Source organism: Butyricicoccus sp. AF35-5AC, from assembly GCF_003477715.1.
In the GTDB taxonomy this organism is placed as follows: Bacteria; Bacillota; Clostridia; order Oscillospirales; family Butyricicoccaceae; genus Agathobaculum; species Agathobaculum butyriciproducens.
On record NZ_QUDX01000010.1, the window covers coordinates 63772 to 85699 of the forward strand.

Here is a 21928-nt window from a genome sequence, read left to right on the forward strand (position 1 = left end):
CCCGAGAAGGAGGAAGAACATGAGAAAACGAAAATCGGCATGGGGAGCTCCCCATGTCCCAACAGAGACCCGTTGGGGCAAAAGAGGCATTGTTCTGTTTTTGAGTGCAGCAATGTGCCTCAGTATGCTGCCGACGATGGCGTTGGCGGACAACAGAGACGCCGCGACAACGGATGAATACGGATTTGATCTGTCTACGCCGAGCAGCTTTCATGCAAACGACGGCAATCAGCCGTTTGGCAACGGCGCGGGCATCAAGGGCAACCTGAACCCCACCAAGGAGATCAGTATCATGGAATCGTGCGGCGACAGCTACAGCAGCCGCGTTTACGATTTTGATGAATCGAGCATTCTGAAAGGCTCGAGCGGCGGCGTATTCAGTTCGAGCGACCATTACGCTGGTCTGGATAGCACGAAGTTTTCCACCGCAGCGGCGATGAAGAACACAATTAATAAAGGTAATACTTCTCCCTATTACTATGTCAGTGCTGCGGCATTTGAACGAACCGGCACCGGACGTGATAGCACCGTTGCATACTGGGGTACAACACGTGGCTCGGGAAACAGCGATTATAAAATGCAGCTGAATGTGTTTGCTGACAATTCGGGCAACTTTAGCAGCAGCAGTATCAAGTACGGAGGCTCTGATGCAGACGGCGCTTACAGCTGGATGAGCAAGCTGAACGGCTACAACGCCGAGGGTTATACCGCTATTGCTGCGGGTGATTTTGACGGCAACGGCAAGGAAACCGTGGTGTTTTATGATCCGGCAAAGGGCAATCTGATGCTCAAAAGCAATGATGGATACTATCAAGACGGTAAAGATGTTCTGAACATCGGCAACGACGAAACGCTGAAGAAGTATTTCGGCAAAACGCTGAATGAAATTCAGACTCTGGGCGGAACCGATCTGGATAAAATCGCAGAGAACACCGCTATGGTGCAGCTTGAAGCGGCGGATTTGGACGGCAAGGCGGACAACAAGGACGAGCTGATCGTCACGGTTTCGCTGGGCAATCTGTATGGTGAGTCCGGCATTAAAGAGCTCGGCTCGGTCGTGATGGTGCTGTCCAAGGATAGCAACAGCAGCTGGAAGACCGTCTGGTCCTATTAGTTCAGCCATGTGCTTGCCGGCAACCAGCCGACAAACAAGTACGATGCAGGCTGGCATCTGCGCGCAGCGGCAAGCCGCGCGGAGGATATCGACAACGACGGCGCGATGGAGATCATCACCGCCGGTGTCGGCGCAGACGATAACAACACTGACGATAACTTCCATAACAGAGGCTACTTCGCGGTCATCACAGATTACACCGGCAACGGCTATAAGGTGGACACGACGACGCAGAACTTTGATGGCAAGGACGTTTCCTGCCAGAGCGGCATCTATGTGAAGCAGAACGGTGACAACAACACGAACTGGGTCGGCGAGGACTCCTCGTACCTGCAATGCATGAACCCATGTTCGCTGGGTATCGTGCGGTTTGACGGACGCGGCACCGTGCCGTATATCGTCATCCGCGGTCAGATCTTCAAGTACAATTCCGCAGACAGATCGCTGAACGGTGCAGATACAAAGACACAAGGTCTGGATAAAGTCCTGCAGGACCGCAAGATCATCAACCAGCCGATTGTCGGCAACTTTGATGGCAACGCGGCAGGGCGTGAGCAGATCCTGTTTACGCTATCGTCCGGAGACGGAAAGGCCGTAAACATCGGCGGCTATTACTACAAGCCGACGGACTACGACAGCAGCAAGGCAACCGGTTCGTATCAGAGCACAGGCAAGGGCAAAAATGTGATGAACGACACCGAAAACGGTCTGCGAAGCTGCCGCTGGGGTATGAACGCATGGGGCATCGCCGAAATCGCGCTGGCGGCGCCGGATATCGACAGCGACGGCATTATTGCGGACTATCAGGGCAAGGAATACGCCTTTAACGATCCGCAGGTGCTTGCCGTTATGGAGGCGCCTCCGTATTTCGAAGACATTGAATACAGCAACGCCGGCGAAACCGCGATCTCCTTCTCCAAGGGCAGCGGCAGCTCCACCGGTACCAGCACCGCAAACCGGATCGGCACCTATGTTTCCTTCTCGCAGAATTTCTCCGTAGGCGGCATCGTCGATCTTGGCGGATTTGAATTTGAAACCGCGTTTGAAGCCGAGTGGAACAACTCCATTGAAATAGAGCAGAGTTTCACTATGACCAACAGCTTCTCCGCCGAGCAGGCGGAAAGCGCGGTGGTGCTGATCTGTATTCCGGTCACGATCTATCACTATAACACCACGTCGGCGGACGGCTCCAAGAGCACGATGGATATCACGGTAGCAGACGCGCCGACCTACAAAACAATTCCGCTGTCGGAGTATAACGCGGCGGCGGCGCAGCGCGGCGACCCCGAAATCGGAAGCGACATCATCGCCTCCACGGCGGGTCAGCCTTCTACCTACCGCAGCACGACGACCGGACTCAAGAACGCCGTTACCACCAGCAAGGGCACGAATGGCGGCTGGTTTGCAACCGAGTCCGGCGAAAGCTCCAAGTCCCAGTCGGTAGAGTTTGAAACCTCGCAGACCACCACAAAGGAGCTTACCTTTAATATTGATGCCAAGGGCGGCGGCGGTCTCGGCGGATTTAAGTTCGGTCTGAGCGGCGGCTCGTCCTCCGGCAGCAGCGCGAGCAGCATTTCCACCGAGGGAATCGAGCGCAGCGGCACCGTGCACGATCTGCCGTCCGGCACAACGGGATACAGCTTCCAGTGGCAGTTTGTCGGCTGGGAGACCACGCTGTCGACCGGTGGTCTTTCCTACAATGTTCCGGTGCTGAGCTATCTGGTGGCAAACGTAAAGCAGCCACCCAGCAAGCCGCAGAATCTGGAAGCCAAGGAAGTCACCACCAACAGCGTGACCCTGGAGTGGGAGAGCGGCTTTACCACGGCAGCGCAGTATCAAGTTTACCGCTATATGCCGAACAACACCACCGGCACGAAGTACGCACTGCTGGGCACGGTAAGCGGTCTGGCTGCCGACAAGGACGGCAAATACACGCTGACCGATACCAAAGTACAGCCGAGCACGCAGTATCAGTATGTGCTCGAGTCGGTCGGCACGGACGGAACATCCACGGATTATACCGAGCCTCTGGCGGTCACTACACTGGCGACCGGAGACAAGCCAAATATTACGAAACAGCCGGAGAGTACGAGCGTTCGCCCCGGTACCGATGCTGTATTTACCATTTCTGCGACCCCGACCGGAGAAGCAAAGGGCGTTACCTATCGCTGGCAGAGCAGAACGAACGGCGGACGCTGGACCGATTTGAACCAGAATGCGCCGAAGCTGACTGTCGAAAAGCCCACGCAGAGCATGAGCGGCACCGAATACCGCTGCATCGTTTCGCAGACCAATATGAAGACGGAAAAATCGTCGGTGGTTTACTCGGATACGGTCAAACTGACGGTCGGCAAGGCGGACAGCACAACTGTACTGAAAACCAGCGGCACTGGCGGCAGCGCGACCCATGAAACAACAGCAGGAGAAACGAAGAAAACCGTTACCGCACAGTATAATATCAGTGGTAAGACGTACCAGAAGTACGATAATGCGTATACAGGTGATAAGCATATCGAAAGCGGCGTGTACGGCGCTTCCGGCAGCACCGGCTATCACTATTACGAGATGACGCCCAGTGACCTGCAAGGACCGAACGCTGACGGCGTGTACACCGGTACGGTTTCTGCTACGCCCACAGCGCTGACCGCCGCAGCGGATCGCGTAACGCTGAATGACACGGCGTATGAAATCGGCGACAACGGTTTCCGGAAAACCCAGCAGACCGAAACAATCGGTGAAACAGCCTATACGGTTTACACCGCAAGCGGCGTTGCCGATAAAGCAGGAACGCAGGAAACGCTGACGCTGTATCGTAAGGATGGTACCTATTATCGCAAGGATGGCGATACGCCCGTTGCGATGGCAGGAAAGACCACCATCAGTGATACAGACACCAACACCTATCGTACAGACAGCTTGACACCCGTTTATGTGACTGAGAACGGCTATACGGTTCTGACCTATACTACGGAAAGCGAGACTCCAACTACGCTCACCATCTACGAGCTGCGCGGTACCTACTACTCGAAGAATGGAGACACCTACACCAGCCTGTCTCTGGTAACTGGTCTGTATCAGAATACGGACGGCAAGCTGTTCAAGCCCGGTGCAGCCGTAACGACCGAGGTCAAGACCACCGGCAACAAGACGCAGGTACCGGGCGATGAAGTTACACTGACCGCAACGGTAAACGTGAAGGATAGCAGCGCCGCAAACAACGGCACGGTCACGTTCGAGATCACGAACACGACCACCGGCAGCGTGGTACGCTATCCGGTAAGCAAGTCCTCCGGAAATTCCAAGGTTGAGTGCAAGTGGACACCGAGCGAAGCCGGCGTTTACAGCATTGTGGCGATTTTCGGCGGCAACAGCGAAACGAACGGTTCGCGCAGCGGCGCAGTTACCTACTATGCCAAGGCGGCAGACGATCTCTATGAGATTTCGGTAAGCGACTGCACTTATGGCGACACGATTTCTCCAAGCCTCAAGAGCGTGACGATCAACGGTACTACCAGTCCAGAAAAGACCGGCGTCACCTACGCCGCCTACAAGGACGGTTCGTCTGCGGTGACAAATTGGGAATCCGGAAAAACGCTTGTTCCAGGCACCTATCGCATTACCGCAACCGCAGATAACAAGGTGCTGGCAAGCAAGTACATCACGGTAAGCAAAAAGCCGATTACAATTACGGCACCCAATACGAAGAATGGTGACATTAACTTCGGCGATTTGTTGGCAGCCGACAATACTTACAAGAGCCTGTTTACCACAGAGGGTATGCCGACCGACAAGACCGCCGGTGTATACAATGTCAGCGTGGTTTATAACGAGCCGGAGAGCGGAAATAAGACCGACTTCGTGAATAAACAGGCGGAATTCCTCTCCAAGTATACGCCTACGCTGAAAAGCTCCATGGTTCTTGTGCTGGCGGATACCTACACGGTGACCTACTCCAATGGCAACAACGGCACATTGCAGGATTATCAGGGCGGTTATTCGACCTCCTTTAAGAGCGGTGCCGAGATCGCAAGCGGCAGCAATGTGATTTTTGCCGCTGAGCCGGCAAAAAACTATCAGGTTTGGAAGTGGACGGTCAACGGCACTGAAGTGACCGAAAGTACGACTAATTACACCCTTTCGGCAGACAAGAAAACGCTGACGGTTTCGAGCCTGCAGAAGAATCTGGATGTACACGTTGAGTTCTCCAACCAGTTCTACACGGTATCGGCGCAGAGCGATACCTACGGCTCTGTCACCGCCACGACAAACGGCAATCCGCTTGCAGCGACCTCTGTGCTCAGCGGCACCGAGGTTACCTTTACGGCGAAGCCGAATGACGGCTATGTTGTAAAGCAGTGGACGGTTACCCGTGACGGCAAGGTGGAAACGCAGAAGAACGCTGACGGCACTGTTTTCAGCGGCAGCGAGCTTAAACTGACGATCACTGCGAACACGGTTGTCAATGTCACATTCGAGCAGACGGCACAATTTGAAGTACATTATTCGGCGGTCGATCAAGAGGATACGAACAAGGAAATCGCTCTGAACTTCGAGACCACCGGACTGACCGACGGTAAGGGCGAAAAGGGCTCTACGGTTACGCTGACCGCAAAGCCGTCCTCCGCGATGGGCATTGCCGGCTGGCAGTACAAGATCTCCGAGAGCGGTACATGGACTGACTCGAGCGTTACCGGACTGCGCTACACGATTCGCAATCTGCAACGCAATATCTTGGTACGCACACTAGTGAACGACAATGCAACGCCGACGGAAGTAAACTTCGGTATTGTCGATGAAAGCGGCAAGGCTGTTGCAGGCGGCGGCAAGCTGACCGCAAAGTATACCGCAAACGGCGCAGAAATTGCGACTGGCGCTAATTGCACGACCTACAGCAGCATCACCTTTACCTATGAAGAGCCGACCGCGTATGAGGTCGTAAACTGGACGGTAAACGGTACCGAGGTAAAGGCAGACCGCAACGGCAAAATCTTCACCTACACCATCGACAGCCTGACCACACCAACTACGGTCAACATGGTGGTTCGCGCGAAGCCTACGGTAGCAATTACACAGCCGACAAACGGCACGATCAGCGTTGCCTACACGCTAAACGATGTAGCGGTAACGCCGGAAGATGGCAAGTATGTCTACTCCGGCACGAAGGCAACCGTAACCGCAGCACCGAACGATAATTACGTTGCAACGGATGTAACGGCGGATTCGGGTAGCAGTATCATTACTACCCCGAATACAGATAAGGTGAACGGCGTGCAAACGCTAACGGTTGCTGAAATCAAGGCAAACACTACCTTCTCCGCAACCTTCGTGGAAAAGCCGGTAGTAACGATTAAAGCGGGTGAGAATGGCTCGGTTGAAGTCAAGGGCACTGTGAACGGCAAGGCAGATACCGCGCTGACAAGCGGCACTCATGTGGACTTTGGCACCGACCTTATCGTTACGGCAACGCCGGAGAGCGGCTATGTTGTAGGTACGATCAACGGCAGCGCTGTCAATGAGGACAAGGCAAACGGCGCAAAGGACAAGACGCTTGAAAAGGTTGGCGAAAACACTGAAATTACCGCGACATTCCTTGCAAAGCCGAAGGTAACAATTAGCACCGCTACAGGCGGCACGGTTGAAGTCAAGGGCACTGTAGACGGCACGGAAAAAACGCTGACCACCGGCAACTATGTGGACTTTGGCACGAGCCTCAAGGTTACGCTGACGCCGGATAAGGGTTACGAGGTCGGCATGATGGATGGCGTTTTGCCGGCATACACCGACGGCACCGGCACTACAACCGATAACAAGTCCTACGCCATCAGAAATGTGCAGAACGATCCGACCATCACGCCTGTATGGTCAGCGATTCCGACCACTATGGTCAACTGGTCTGTCATCGACAAGACGCCGGACACGAACGGCGGCACGGACGGCACGCTCAAGGCGACTGTCACCCGCAAGAACATGGACAGCTACAAGGTGACCGACTCCACCGCTGGTACACTTACGGTTTACCGTGATTCGGTCGTTACCTTCACCGCAACGCCGGATACCGGCTATAAGACCGGCGTATGGCAGCTCAACGGCGAAAAGCAGGACAGCGAGCCGGAGCTGACGATCGACAATCAGATCACCACGCCGCAGACGGTTCAGGTTCAGTTTGACCCGCTGGGCGACAAGGTGACCTACGGCTTCAAGGAAGGCAGCACGGCGGCTGACAAGCACAATGCAACGCTTTCCGCAGCCTTCACGCCGAACGGCGATGGTTCCATTACCTTTACCGTTTCCGGTCTGGATAACGGTTACAAGGTAGAAGGCTGGTATGTGGACGGCAGCAAGCAGTCCGGCGAGACCGGTACGACCTTTACGCACAAAGTGACCCATAATATCGGCATGGATGTGCAGGTGAAAATCGTCCGCAAGTCGTATACGGTGAACTTCTCCGCAACGAACGGCACCGTAACAGCACAGGCAAACAAAGCACCGCTTGCAACGGGAAATTCCATTGTCGGTGACACGAGTGTTACCTTTACGGCAATGCCGCAGAGCGCCACCGGTTATACCTTCGCAGGCTGGACCGTGAACGGTGAAAAGAGCGAGGAAACGAGTGAAACGCTCACGCTTCCAATCACGAAGAACACCACGGTTTCTGCAGCATATACGCTGAATACCGTATCCTACGCGGTAAACTACGGTGTTATTTCTGACAGCGAGGGCACCGCAAACGGTACGCTGACGGCAAAGAACGGCACGAAGGCGTTTGACTCCGGCGCAGAGCAGCCTGCCGGCTCGACCATCGTCTTTACGGCACAGCCGAAGGACAGTTATCAGGTCAAGGGCTGGTATACGGCGGCTGACGGCACGACCGAAATTGCAGACACGGCATCCGAGCAGAACCGCTACACCATTACCAATCTGACCGATGAAGCAACGGTATATGTAGCATTTGAACCGATCCCGACCTACGAGATTACGATCAGCACGACCGGTTTCGGCCACGTCACCGCGACGGTAAACGGCACGACCGCGGATATTACGGACGGCAAGCTGACGGTCAGCCGTCACGCCAATGTAGTCCTCACGGCTGTACCGGATGACAACCAGTATCTGACCGTCTGGACACTGGACACTGAGGACAAGGGCAACAGCAGTCTGACGCTGGAGCTGAATGATGTAACCAAGGGTCACACAGTCAAGGCGGACTTTGCGGCAAGCCAGCTCGTTACGCTGAAAACGATCTGCAACGCAAACGGCACGCTGACCGCTCAGGCAGGCTACGGCGATACGCTCGAGACTGTCGACGCCTCCTCCGAATCCGGCATTCAGGTGGAGAAGGGCAAGAAGGTCGTTCTGCGCGTAACACCGAATACTGACTACATGGTGGAGAAGTAGACGGTGAACGGCACGGTTCAGGATAACCTGTCCAACACGCTCACCATCGAAAACCTGAGCGAGAATACCGAGGTTGAGGTTGCGTTTGAGCCGTATGCGGGCTTTGTGATTCCGACAAGCGATAACGGCTGGACGGTTTCCAATGTCAAGCGCACACCGGACGATACCACTCCGGTAACCGAAATTCGCAAGAACGGCACCGTCACCTTTACCGTAGCACCGGTAAGCGGACAGTATCTCACCACACTCACGGTAAACGGTACGAATTGTCTCGGTACGATCAGCAATGATGGCAATGAGAACAAGCTGACGGTCGTGAACAATCAGAACGGCAGCTACACCATCACCGTTGCGAATGTCACCAATAACATTGCGCTGGAAGCGACCTCCATGCAGTTCCAGACAGTAAGGGAAGAATTGACTGTTCCGGAAGTGCTGAAGAAGAAGTACGCCGATACCGATGCACTGAAAACCGCACTGCAAATCGCACTGCGGACGCAGGTCGACAAGGTGAACGCTTCCGTACCGGCAGCAAACATTCAGTATTATGACATTCAGCTTCAGTATAATGATGGTACTGGCTGGAAACCGGCAACTGAGAAGCACTTCCCGGCAAACGGCATCACCGTAACGATTCCGTACAGCGAGCTCAAGAGCGGTCTGGACAGCAGCTACACCTACACTGTTATCCATATGTTTACAAGCACGATGAAGAATCACGAAATCGGTGAAACCGAGCCCATCACGCCGGTTAATGGTACTGACGGTATCAGCTTCACGGTGAACAGCCTGTCTCCGTTTGCCATCGGCTGGTACAAGAACACCGCACCGATGCCGGGCGGCGGCGGTGGCGGCGGCGGAGCCGTTGCGCCGACCACCTACGATGTTGTGATCCCGTCCGCGCTGGCGAACATCGTCAAAGCGGATAAGACTAAGGCGGCGGCAGGCGACACCGTAACGCTGACCGTTTCCGACGAGGGTACGCTGACCGTCACGGACTCAAACGGCAAGTCCGTTGCGCTGACCGACCTCGGCAGCGGCAAATACACCTTTAAGATGCCGTCCTCCAAGGTCAATGTGGCATTTGCCGCGTCCGGCGAAACCAAGCCGTGTGATGGTGGCAAGGATTGCCCGTCGGCACCGTTTAAGGACGTTGACACCGGTAAGTGGTATCATGTATCCATCGACTATGTGCTGACGCACAGCATAATGAACGGCGTTTCCGGCACTTCCTTTGCACCGAACAGCAATCTGACGCGCGGTATGCTGGTGCAGATTCTGTTCAATCTGGAGGGCAAGCCGCAGAGCGCTTCGGCAAGCTTCTCCGACGTTAAGGCGGACGCATGGTACGCCAAGGCGGTCGGCTGGGCAGCGGCAAACAAGGTCGTAACCGGCTACGCAGACGGCACGTTCCGACCGAATGCAGCCGTCACCCGTGAACAAGCGGCAGCAATCCTGTACCGCTACGCACAGAGCAAGGGCATTGACGTAAGCGTAGGCGAGGACACCAACATTCTCAGCTACGCGGATGCCCTGCAGGCAAGCGAGTACGCAATTCCCGCATTGCAGTGGGCTGTCGGCGCAGGCGTGCTGAATGGCAAGAGCGGCAACCTTCTTGCCCCGACCGGCACCGCAACTCGTGCCGAGATCGCCGCAATCATGCAGCGCTGGTGCGAGAAAATCGTTCAAAAGTAAAACCCAATACGCCGGATGGCATGAAAAAGGAGCAGTTATATACTGCTCCTTTCAGCTTGTCGAAAAAGTCAGATTTCTATTTTGTGCTTCGTGCGACAGCACGCATAAAATAGAATTTGCGCAGCAAATTCATAAAAACCGGAGGCGTGGCCCAGACCACCCTCTCTTGCCGCTATGCGGCAATTCACCTTGTGTACCTCGGTTTTTATACAAGGGCAGAAAAAATGTGTCCGGAGGACGCGGTTTTTCTTCAGCATTCGATCGAAAGCGTGGTTTCGATCGAGAGGCTACTCGAAAAACGATAGTTTTTCGACAGCCTCAAAGGAGCAGTTATATACTGCTCCTTTTCGCATATAAAATCACCCCATCTGTTAGATAGTATATCATACGGTACATATCCCTTTTGTCAGCAACCCTTGTCCGGTAATTGCCATAGTATTTGTTTCTCAAAACCTGCTTTATAGACAGCTACCTCATGGGCAGCTTTTTTATAATAGACTTGTGCCGTCTCTATGCTCCGCGCGAGGCCGCACTTGTACTTTTCCGAAGCCGTATGCTACAATAAAACCACTACATTCGACAGAAAGCAGGAACAGCCATGCGCACCAAACGGGAACAGATTATCTTTCAGGCATTTCATGACCAGATCTGCCGATCAGAGTTCAGCAGCGGTTTGACGCTGTTTTTTGGGCTGCACGGAAACAGCTCAATCCGATACCAGTCCGCCGAGTACTCCATGCCCGCAGGCGCGCTGCTGGTTGTCAACCCGTTTGAATTATATCAGGTGAACTGCTCGGAAAATGCCGAGATGACCGCCATGCAGATCCCCGAAAATCTGCTGCAGCTTGCCAGCTGGAGCAGACAGAATGTCTGCTTCTGCTACGCCTCCAGCCAGAATGAAAAGCAGGAGTACCAGACCATCCGCGTATTATTTGCAACGATTTTTCAGGATTTCTTTCAGAACCCGGAGCAGAACGCCTCCGGTATTGTCCCCAATGTACTCAAGCTCGTTGATCTGCTGACAGCGCATTTTCTCATTTCCGATGTGCCAAAAAGCAATACCAAGCGAGAGGAAACCATGCGCCGCATGAAGCGCATCATGGATCATATTCATTCCAACTGGAATGAGGATATTTCCCTGCGCGAGCTTGCTGCACGCGAGTTTCTGTCCGAAGGCTATCTGTCCCGATTCCTCAAGCAGAATCTGGATATGACCTACTCCCAGTATGTCATGGGGCTGCGTCTGGAACACGCCGAAAAGCAGCTGCGCAGCACGGATCACTCCATTACTCAGATCGCCTATGACTGCGGATTTCACAACGCCAGTGCTTTCATCGAACATTTTCGTCAGAAACACGGCCAGACACCGCGGCAATACCGCCAGCATACCACCCAGAAAGCCGCCGCTGACCCATCCGGCGAGGAAACTTTACTGCAGGACGGCGTTACCTATCTGCTGCAGTTTGCCGTTCCGCCCGATCCGCAGCGCGAGCTGCCGCACGAAACGCGGTACATCACGGTTGATGAGAATGTACAGCCGCGCAGGCTTCGTCATACGTGGAAAACCCTGCTCAACGCCGGATACGCCAAGCATCTGCTGACCGCCGCTGTTCAACAGCAGATTATCAAAATCCAGCAGGAGATCGGCTTCCGCTATCTGCGGTTCCACGGCATGCTCGATCAGGAGCTTCACATCTATCAGGGTATGGAAAACGGCCAAGTGAAGTGCTGCTTCACCTACTTCGATATGGTCATCGACTTCCTGCTCGAGCAGGGGCTGCGCCCGTTCCTGGAATTCAGCTTTATTCCCCGGGAACTGGCGAAAGCACAGACCAGCATCTTCGAGACCGGCTCGATCACCGCTGCATGTGCGGACTGCACGGCATTCGGCGCACTGGTTGAAGCTATTCTGCGGCATGCAATCTGCCGATACGGCTGGGACGAGGTATCCCAGTGGAAGTTCTCTACCTTTCAGATTAACTATGTGTTCTTCGACTGCATGACCATGGATGAATATCTCGAACTGTATGACTGCGTGTACCATGCGGTCAAAGCTGTCGATACACGGCTGCAATTCGGCGGACCGGGCGCCATGTCCAGTGTGGTATGGGACCCGCGCGGTATGCGTGTCTTTCTGCAGTATGCCACAGCCCACGACTGTTTGCCGGATTTCCTGACCGTGCAAAGCTATCCGCATGAATCTTCGTCCGCCGATGCAAATTTTATGAGCTATACGCTCAGTCAGCAGTCTATCCCATCCGTATTATCCAAGGATACAAATTTCGTTAAAACCTTCCTCTATGACCTTAACGGTATATGCCGCGAATTTGAATTGCCCGACATGGACATTTTCATCGAGGAATGGAACTCCACGCTATGGCAGCGCGACCTTTCGAGCGACACCTGCTACAAATCCGTCTGGCTGACCAAAAACATCTGCGAAAATATGGATGCCGTATCCGCCTTCGGCTACTGGACAATCTCCGATCTGATGGACGAGCGTGCGAACTTCGATTCCATGTACCACGGCGGCTACGGTCTGTTCACCTATAACGGCGTGCCGAAGATCGGCTATGAGGCACTGCGCCTGCTCGGACAGCTCGGCAACTGCTGCATTGCTTCCGGTGACGGCTGGTATTTCACCCAAAGTGAACGGGAATGGCAGCTGATTCTATATAATTACACCCATTACGACAACATTTACCGCTATCGTTACCGCCGTCTGGAGCATCCGGAAGACGCCTATTCGGTATTCGAGAGCGGCAAGGTCGTGCGGTTTCAGGTCACATTTCCCGCTCTCAGACGCGGTCTGTACCAGATTGAGCAGCAGGAAATCACCCGCACCTCGGGTTCCTCGTTCGACCTGTGGCTTGCCGCCGGCGCACCGCCGTCCCCTGACCGAGCCTTCCTGCAATATCTGGCCGAGCACGCTTCCGCACACCGCACACTGACCACCGAACAGGTGGATACCGCTCTGCGGCTCGAAACAGCACTGCAGCCGCTTGAGGTACGGCTCTTCCGCATCAGAAAGATGAATTTTACATAAACCTTTTCTGAAATATCTGTTTTTTGACCTTTTTCTATCTGTCATTTCATATTATGCGACAAAAGCACTGTTTCTCCTCCGAGCGAATACAAAATATATTGCTATGTCTAAAATGAATATCCCGTATTTTCTTTGTTCTTTTCGTACTATACTATAGTCAAATCCCAAACAGAAACGCTGCGCAGCCGATTCTGAACGAAAAGGTGGTAAGGAAAATGACGAAAAAACAGCTTTCAATGAATGACACCTCATTCAAAACCAGTCTGATGGAAAAAATCGCATACGGCATGGGCGACACCGCCTGCAACGTCGTATTTGCAATCACCTCCAGTCTGATCGTATACTTCTACACGAACGTAATCGGCATGTCTGCGGCACTTGTCGGAACGATTCTGTTAGTATCTCGTGTATTTGACGGCATCAGTGACCTGCTGATCGCCCAGATTGTAGACAAGGTAAACTCCCCGAAGGGCAAGGCTCGTGCGTGGATACTCTGGATGGCCGCACCTTACGGTATTGCCTCCGTGCTGATGTTCTGCGTGCCGCCGCATTCAAGCACGATGGTACAGGCGATCTATGTATTCATCACCTATAACCTGTGCACCACCGGCGTATATACCGCACTCAACCTGCCGTATTCCAATCTGGCACCGATGATGACTCGCAATGACGATGACCTTGCTAAACTCAATCTGTTCCGCATGGCCATGTCCCCGATCGGTAACCTGATCGTTACCGCACTCACCCTGCCGTTCATCAACATGCTCGGCGGCGGTCAGAAGGCATGGATCACGGTCTGCGCGATTTACTCTATCGTTGCTTTCTTCATGCTGCTGTTCTGCTACAAGGGCTGTCAGGAGCGTTTCCACACTGATGCAGCCAAGGAAGCCGAGGCTATGCCGTTCGCACAGCGCCTGAAGGCTACCCTGAAGAACAAGTATTTCATCGTACTTACACTCACGATGATAGCCGTTGCTCTGTACCAGAACGTAAACGGCACCGTTGCTACTTACTACGCACAGTATATGCTGGGTAACGTCGAAGTCATGGGCGTTATGCAGAGTTTCGAGAACATTCCGAAGATTATTGCTATCATCTGTCTTGCCCCGTTCATCAAGAAGTTCGGCAAGCGCAATCTGGTTCTGTTCGGCGCAGTGCTCTGCGTGCTCGGTCAGGTCGTTGTCCTGTTTGCACCGCAGAATATGACCATGGTTATGGCCGCTGCTGTTATGCGTGGTATCGGCGAAGCCCCGTTCTACGGCTGCATCTTCACCATGCTGGCTGATGTTATCGAGTACGGTCACTGGAAGACCGGTATCCGTGTACAGGCCCTCATCTTCTCCGCATTCACTGTCGGCCAGAAGTTCGGCGGCGGCGTTGCAGGCTGGCTTGTTGGTCAGCTGATGGAGGTTTCCGGCTTTACCGGTCTGGAAGTGGAGATTCCCTCCGCAATAAGCATGGTCAAGAACCTTTACATTTACGGCAACATGATCGCATGGGCCTTGGTTATCATCCTTATGCTGGTTTACCATCTGGATAAGGAATACGACGGCATTATGAAGGATCTCACCGGCCGTACGGCGTAACAGAAAGCGTGAACAACATGTATACCCATAAAATTTTAGACATATGCGACCCGAAAAATCCCTACGCCCCCAAGTTCTCCGGCACGTTTGAGCTGCCGGTGGAATACGCGGGCAAAAAGCGCCGCATGCTGGCCTATGTACCGCATGATATCCGCGAATCCACCGCCGGTATTCTTGTGCTGGGAGAAAACGGCCAGACCGCCGATGATCTGCTCGAGCACAGCGGCTGGTGTGAGATCGCGGACACCGAGGAGTGCAAGGAACGTCTAATCGTGTTCTTCCTTGAGCCGGAAAACGGCGCATGGAACACGAACGAAGCCTACGGCACACCGGATGGCGATGTTGCGTATATCAACGCAGCAGCACTTGCCGCCGCAGACCGCAAGCTGTTCTGTGTCCACGAATCCAAGTTCTATCTGGTTGGCTGTAAGGAAGGCGGCGTGCTCGCCAATATGGCGGCGGCTTACGATCCGGCGTTCTTCGCAGGTGTGGCTTCGGTCGGCGGCTCGGCAGTTTCCGAGCAGTATCTGACCGACTGCGGACAGGCGTATGCCCTCAATCTGGACGGCTTTGAGGATCTGGAACATCGCAAGGACATTCACAAGCAGGATATCCCGATGCCCGCGTGGATTATCGACGATCCGACCGTATCTACCGGTACTGGCGACACTATCCTCACCTACTGGCGCAATGCATGTGAAGCCGAAGAAGGCCGTCAGCTGTCTCCCGATCAGTACGAGTATTACCGCGTGAAGGAAACACCTTACGCGCCTAATCAGGAGAAGGAAGCGTACCGTGTCTGCCACAGCAGTATTCCCAGTGCATCCGAGCAGTATGCCAAACGCCTGCAGCGCCGTATCTGGAAGGACTTTCTCTATCGTCAGCGCCGCTGGATGAGCAGTCCCGGCGGTGAACTGCGCGTGACAAAGGATCCGGTCCGCGACCTCGGCATGGAGTACCGCTACGAGGAATTTGACGGCTGGATGCGCGAATGGTATGTTTACATTCCGCAGTCGGTACGGCAAAATCCCGAAAAGAAGGTGCCGCTCGTGCTCGCGATGCATGGCTACACCTGTACCGGTGAGATCTACGCCGGCAACAGCGGTTGGTACGATGTCGCAGAAAAATACGGATTCATTGTTGTGTTTCCGTCCGCACTGCATGCCAAGGTTGACATGCCTGAGCAGGGGCTTATGCCCGACTGGGCGCCGCTCAACGCATGGAACGTGTTTCTTGAGGACGACCGCCCGGATGAACTGAAATTCTTCTCGTTCCTGCTGGACAAGATGATTGCCGAGTATCCGGTGGACGAGCACCGCGTGTTCGCAACCGGTCACTCGTGGGGCTCGCTGATGACCGAAATGCTGGCGTTGGGACTGACCGAGCGCTTTGCCGCTGTCGCCCCCTGCTCGGGTGCATTCTTCGGCGGTGCGTATGAGAAAATGACTTCCCTGCCGTATGCCGCCGAAAACGGCGTACAGCTTCCAATCTGGATGTTCTGGGGCATGAATGAGGAATGGCTCATTCCGTGTGAACCCACCCACGAGAACGAAACCGGTCTGACCGTCGAGCTGTGGCTCAAACGCAACGGCAAGGCTGATATGATTCCCGCCGATTGGGCACAGTGCGCCAACACGGTCAATGGTCGCTTCAAAGATCATTACTTCGACCGTGAGGGCACGGCTCCCGTGCAGTTCACGCAGGTGGACTACATGCCGCATGCTACTATGCCGGAAATGTCGTTCCGCATTTGGGAAGAATTCTTCAGTAAATTCTCCCGCAGCTGATAGCTAATCTACTACTTTCCTTTGCATATGATTGGATAGTCCATAGCGAGGGCCTCTGTGTTGAATTTTTGTAGCAAATTGATTCTAACACAGAGGCCCTCGCTGTGGACCTTTTATTTGACTAAATGCGCAACTTCATTTTACAACGCGCGCTTATTTATATCTTCTTTCCGCAATTCTCTAACCATAACGGCGACACTCCCGCAAATTCCGATTTACGCATCCCTCGTCAAATCCACATCCGGACGGTTATTCGTGCCGTACACGATGCGCGGCACGCCGCTGTAATCCTCGGTGATAGTGACGTCCTTGTAGCCGTGCCGCTGCATGATGCCGGCCACGTCATCGGCCTGCTGCCAGCCGCACTCGAACAGCAGCCTGCCGTTCGGCACCAGCAGTTCACCCCAGCTGTCGCAGATGGCATGATAGAAATCCAGACCGTCCTCGCCGCCGTAAAGCGCCTCATGCGGCTCAAAATCGGCTACACTGCGGTCGAGCATCTGCATTTCGTCCTCGGTGACGTACGGCGGATTGGAAACGATAATATCAAACTGCCCAAGTCCGCGCGGAGGCGCGTGCATGACATCGGCCTTCATGGTCAGCAAACGGCTGCTCACGCCCAGATCACGGGCGTTCTCGCGGGTAATGTGCAGCGCACCGTCCGACAGGTCGATCGCGGTCACGCGGGCATCCTCGACCGTGTGCGCCGCCGCAATGCCGATGCAGCCCGAGCCGCAGCACAAATCGAGAATACGAGGTGAAACCCGCTCTTTGGCCTGCTCAATAACCAGCTCGCACAGGCGCTCGGTATCCGAGCGCGGAATGAGCACCGAACGATCCACCTTGAAGGTCAGGCCGTAAAAATCCCATTCGCCGATAATGTACGCCAGCGGTTCGCCGTCCAGACAGCGGTCGCACAGCAGACCGGCGTAATCCACGGTCGCATCCTCAACGTAGAAATGGGACCAGCCGGCTGTCTGCTTTTTGTCTGCTTTGCAGGCGTAGGCGGTAATCTCCCGCGCGGTCAGCTGCGGCATCGGGTCGCCGCCCTCTTTCAAACGGCGGAAAAGCTGCATGTAAACATCGTTGATAGTCTTGGTCACACAGGGTCAACTCCTAAAATTTACGCGGGTTTGAACCACAGCGGCACGGCGTTCGCCCGCACCCTGCAATTACGGAACACGGCTGCGGCCGCCGACTGAAATTCTGCGGCATTTTTGGCTTTTTTAATCGCTTTGCCCGGTTTTTCGCTGTTTTCAAACAGATTCAGATGGTAAAACCAGATTTCCTTCATGCGGAGCATGGCAATCCGGCTGTCGCCAAAGGCTTCGCAGTAGCGCATGAACAATGTATCGTGGAAGGTCTCGATCGTTTTTGCGTCCGCGGCCTTGCCGCCGGTCAGGCGCGCCACGAGAGACGGATCGGCGATCAGCGCACGGCCGATCATCACCGCCGGTAAATCGGGATAGCGTTCGCTGACGGTGCTCACGTCCCGCTCGGTGATGAGATCGCCGTTGTAGCATACGAGCATGCTGCAGCGCGGCAGCGCCGCCGCGAAATCTGTCTCCCGGACCCTGCCCTTGTAGAAATCCTGCCGCACGCGCGGATGGATGGTCAGCTCGGTGATGGGATAGCGGTTGTAAATCTCGAGCAGCTTGTCAAACTCGCTTGCCTCATGCACGCCGAGACGGGTTTTTACCGAAATCCCCTCGCATTTTGCGAAAACTTCGTCAAAAAACCGGTCCAGCTCGTCCGGATGTGCGAGAAATCCGGCTCCCTTTCCCTTGGCCGTCACCGTGCCGGACGGACAGCCAAGGTTGAGATTGACCTCGGGATACCCGAGGTCATGCAGTGCATTAACCGCCCAGATGCAGTCCGCGGCAGACTTGGTGAGCAGCTGCGGAACCGCAGGCACGCCCTCGTTGTACTCCGGCAGGACATCGCGCTTTTGCCGCGGCGTCAGCTTTTCATTCGTGGTCGGTGTGATAAACGGCATGAAATACTTGTCCACACCTGAGAAAAATTCGTGGTGCGTCCGGCGATAGACCGCACCGGTCACGCCTTCCATCGGCGCAAAATAATAGTGCATGGCGCTTACCACTCGTCCGAACCGTCGTCCGGAATGACCGCCTTCATCGCGGTGATCGCAACCTCGATCATGGAATCATCCGGCTCAAATACGGTCAGGTGCTGCACCATCAATCCCGGCCAGCGCAGTGCACGCGAGAGCAGGCTCTCCGAGCGGCCGGCGTAGCGGTTAAACTCGTAGCTTATGCCGACAACAAGCGGCAGCAGGATCAAATGAGCGAGCATACGCAGGAACGGATTGGTAATGTCGATGATGGAAAAGACGATCGACGAAACGATAGTCGCAATGATAATCAGCACAAACATGAAGCTGGTGCCGCATCTCGGGTGATATTTTCCCTGTTTTCGGACATTTTCAACGGTCAGTTCTTCACCTGCTTCGTAACAGAAAATGGTCTTGTGCTCTGCGCCGTGGTACTCGAACGTGCGGCGAATATCCTTCATATGCGACACCGACCACATGAACAGCAGGAACAGCACAACGCGCACGCAGCCCTCGAGTACATTGCGCGCGAGCACACCCCAGGTTTTCGGCACAAAACCGCCGAGAAAGCTCGGCAGCAGGATGAACAGGCCGATCGGCAGGGCAATGCCGATGACAGTCGAAATGCTCAGGATGATCTTGTTCAGACCCTCCGAGCCGAATTTCTTTTCCAGCCAGAGTTCAAACTTGGACGGCGGCACATCGGCTTCCTCGTCCTCAAAGAAGGACGCGGAGTAGTTGATGGCCTGCATGCCCTCCTTCATAGCGGTGAACAGCGTATACGCGCCGCGGAAAATCGGCTTTTCCCAAATCGGGGCACGGCTCGGCGTCGGTTCGGTCTTGCTGACAAGCTCGCCGTTCGCCCTGCGCACAACCGTGCAGGACTTCTTAGGTCCCTTCATTACAATACCCTCGATGATTGCCTGACCACCGATGGTGGTTTTCTTTTGCGTTGTCATGAATGCTCTCCTTCGGTAAACGGGGTTTCAGATGCCTTCGGAATGGCACCGGTAATGCCGAGCGCCTCCTCGGACTTGGCAGACGGCATGGTGACGGTAACTGTCGTTCCCTTGCCGACCTCGGACGCGATATCCAGCGTGCCGCCGTGCATGGAAACGATTTCCTCTGTCACGGCAAGGCCGATGCCGCTGCCGCGCTGCTTGGATGACCCCTTGTAGAATTTCTCCTTGACGAACGGCAGCTCCGCTTCGGGAATACCCTGACCGTAGTCGCGCACAGACGCAACGATGTTGCCGCCGTCACGTTTAAGGTCAATATCAATCTGCTTGCCGTCGCCGCCGTATTTCGCGGCGTTGTCCAGAATATTCAAAAACACCTGCTTCATGCGGTGGCGATCGCCGTTGATGTAGTAGTTTGCATCCACATCTTCGTCGTACAGCAGGCGGATTCCGCTCTTTTTGAGCAGGTTTTCATACATATAAACCGCTTCATACAGCTCGATGGACATATCAAACGTCTCGATCTCCAGCTTCATGCGGCCGGATTCGATGCGCGCAAAGTCCAGCAGCTCCTCGACCATGCGGGTCAGGCGGCCCGCCTCCTTCTGGATGATCGTCAGGCCCTGCATAACCTCCTCCGGGTCCTCGCCGCCGCCGGCCAGCAACGTCTCACTCCAGCCGCCGATGGCGGTCAGCGGTGTACGCAGCTCGTGTGAAACCGAAGAAATGAAATCGTTTTTCATGCGTTCGGCGCGGCTGATCTCGTCCGACATGTAATTGATGGTATCGCACAGCTCACCGATCTCGTCATCGTAGGTCTTCTGCAGGCGCACGCCGTAGCGTCCGGCCGCGATCTCCTTGGCGATGGTGTTGATCTTGAGCACCGGATCGACGATCGACCGGATAAAATAACTGTTCGATGCCACAACCAGCATGAGGAACAGCAGGCATGCCAGCAGAGAGCAGCCGACGATTATCCAGATCTGCCGTTCGACGATACGCAGCGAGGTAATATACCGCACGCCGCCGACCAGATCGCCGCGTGCACTCAGCAGCGGCGCTGTGACACTCATCACGCGCTCACCGGAAAGCGGGTCTCTGCCGGTGAAAACTGCGGTTTTCTGACCGGAAAGCGCCTGCGAGGCATCCTCGGTCGAAGCAACGCCGCCACCGGATAAGCCCGAGGTGGACAGCAGAATACGGCCGTTTGCGTCCAAAAACTGCTGTTCAAACTTGTCCTGATCCTGAAATGTGGTGACGGTTGCCTCCGCCTGCGTGTAAAACTGATCGTAGGTGTCGGTGAAGTATTTGCGGAATGTGTCCGACGTTGTGGCCGCGCGTGACGCGAGGTTGTCGCGCACGGTGGCATAGTAATACCCTGAAACGCCGACAGAGATCAAAATGACCACAACAGCCAGAATGACGAGCACGAAGGACAAAGAGTTCACCAGCCAGCGGCCCTTGATGCCGCCCGGCGAGTGCTGTACCTTTGGCACCTCCGGCTTCGGAGGCGGTTCCGGTTTGCGTTTTTGCTTGCGATTTGTCATAGAAAATGACCTTTCTAATGCCGCTTACCAAGCGGCAGAATGTGCGCTGACGCCGCGCGGGAATTCGCCTACCCGGCGGGGCACAAGAAGGAAGCAACCTACGGTTTCCTCCTTCTTGTGAATCTTCCTCTTTCCCTTAGAGGGCACGGCGATAATTCATAACTGAGACTATAGGGGAACGGGCGTACCGTTCATCTTCCGTAGGTGCGGCCGTTGACTGCCCATTACGAAACCTCAACCGCTCAAGCTGTTTTCTGACTGCTACACATGCGGTTTACTCCACGCAGAGAGCGGCATAGCAGTGCCGCTCAAACTTTTTTGCACGTTATACCGTCCAGCACCTACGCAGATAAATGGTGCATATCAGATAAATCCGCAGGTGCTATCTATAATAACGTGCTAACGAATTGCGCGACACTGTTATCCCCCAGGGGACCTTCTCTTGCCCTTCGGGCAATTCACCTTGTGTCGCGCCTGCGCAGACCCTCCGATCTGTGTAGCAGTACACTGTCTGACACTGCGCATCGGTTAAGGCATGGGAGCACACCGTGCTTCCCTACGGTAGAAAAAAACCTGCCGTTCCCTAATTTCGAGGCCGTCGCCGGTCTCTGGTCTGCGCCAGACCATGAAACAAAGGGAAACGGGAGTCCCAAGAGGGTAGAAACCGCAGGTGTCTACCCTTTTGGTTTCCGCGGCGAAACCGCCGCCGTTCCCCCCGCCGCAGGTGC

Annotated in this window: 10 protein-coding genes; 6 read left to right on the plus strand and 4 right to left on the minus strand. The window is 54.8% G+C overall.

The window, feature by feature from the left end:
• Positions 1 to 19 precede the first annotated feature (19 nt).
• From DWZ82_RS11935 to DWZ82_RS11960, 6 genes are all read left to right on the plus strand, one after another.
• A complete protein-coding gene (locus tag DWZ82_RS11935) occupies positions 20 to 1114 on the plus strand; it encodes a hypothetical protein (protein WP_147356934.1) in 1095 nt (364 codons plus the stop codon).
• A 9-nt stretch (positions 1115 to 1123) separates the two neighbouring features.
• Positions 1124 to 8509 (plus strand): InlB B-repeat-containing protein, encoded by a 7386-nt coding sequence (locus tag DWZ82_RS11940; protein ID WP_118481034.1) that lies wholly within the window; start codon positions 1124 to 1126, stop codon positions 8507 to 8509.
• Between the two features lie 3 nt (positions 8510 to 8512).
• Positions 8513 to 10204 carry an S-layer homology domain-containing protein gene (locus DWZ82_RS15205; RefSeq protein WP_158575230.1) on the plus strand — a complete coding sequence of 564 codons (1692 nt, stop codon included), beginning with the start codon at positions 8513 to 8515 and terminating at the stop codon, positions 10202 to 10204.
• Positions 10205 to 10802: 598 nt separating this feature from the next.
• Entirely contained in the window at positions 10803 to 13250 is a 2448-nt protein-coding gene (locus tag DWZ82_RS11950) for a GH39 family glycosyl hydrolase (protein WP_118481035.1), read from the plus strand.
• 215 nt (positions 13251 to 13465) lie between these two features.
• Positions 13466 to 14836: an MFS transporter gene (locus DWZ82_RS11955; RefSeq protein WP_118481036.1), complete on the plus strand. Its 1371-nt coding sequence runs from the start codon at positions 13466 to 13468 to the stop codon at positions 14834 to 14836.
• Between the two features lie 17 nt (positions 14837 to 14853).
• On the plus strand, positions 14854 to 16623 hold the full coding sequence (locus DWZ82_RS11960; protein ID WP_118481037.1) for an alpha/beta hydrolase-fold protein: 1770 nt from the start codon (positions 14854 to 14856) through the stop codon (positions 16621 to 16623).
• Positions 16624 to 16838: 215 nt separating this feature from the next.
• Here DWZ82_RS11960 and prmC read toward each other — a convergent pair whose 3' ends face one another.
• The 4 genes from prmC to DWZ82_RS11980 are packed head-to-tail and all read right to left on the minus strand — an operon-like array spanning position 16839 to position 21200.
• Entirely contained in the window at positions 16839 to 17726 is an 888-nt protein-coding gene (prmC, locus tag DWZ82_RS11965; RefSeq protein ID WP_118360912.1) for a peptide chain release factor N(5)-glutamine methyltransferase, read from the minus strand.
• A 20-nt stretch (positions 17727 to 17746) separates the two neighbouring features.
• Complete coding sequence (locus DWZ82_RS11970; RefSeq protein WP_243022948.1) at positions 17747 to 18712, minus strand: tRNA-dihydrouridine synthase family protein; 966 nt, start codon at positions 18710 to 18712, stop codon at positions 17747 to 17749.
• A 5-nt stretch (positions 18713 to 18717) separates the two neighbouring features.
• On the minus strand, positions 18718 to 19653 hold the full coding sequence (locus tag DWZ82_RS11975; protein ID WP_118481038.1) for a DUF1385 domain-containing protein: 936 nt from the start codon (positions 19651 to 19653) through the stop codon (positions 18718 to 18720).
• Complete coding sequence (locus DWZ82_RS11980; RefSeq protein ID WP_118481039.1) at positions 19650 to 21200, minus strand: ATP-binding protein; 1551 nt, start codon at positions 21198 to 21200, stop codon at positions 19650 to 19652. The genes DWZ82_RS11975 and DWZ82_RS11980 overlap by 4 nt, the downstream gene beginning before the upstream one ends.
• Positions 21201 to 21928: the final 728 nt, after the last annotated feature.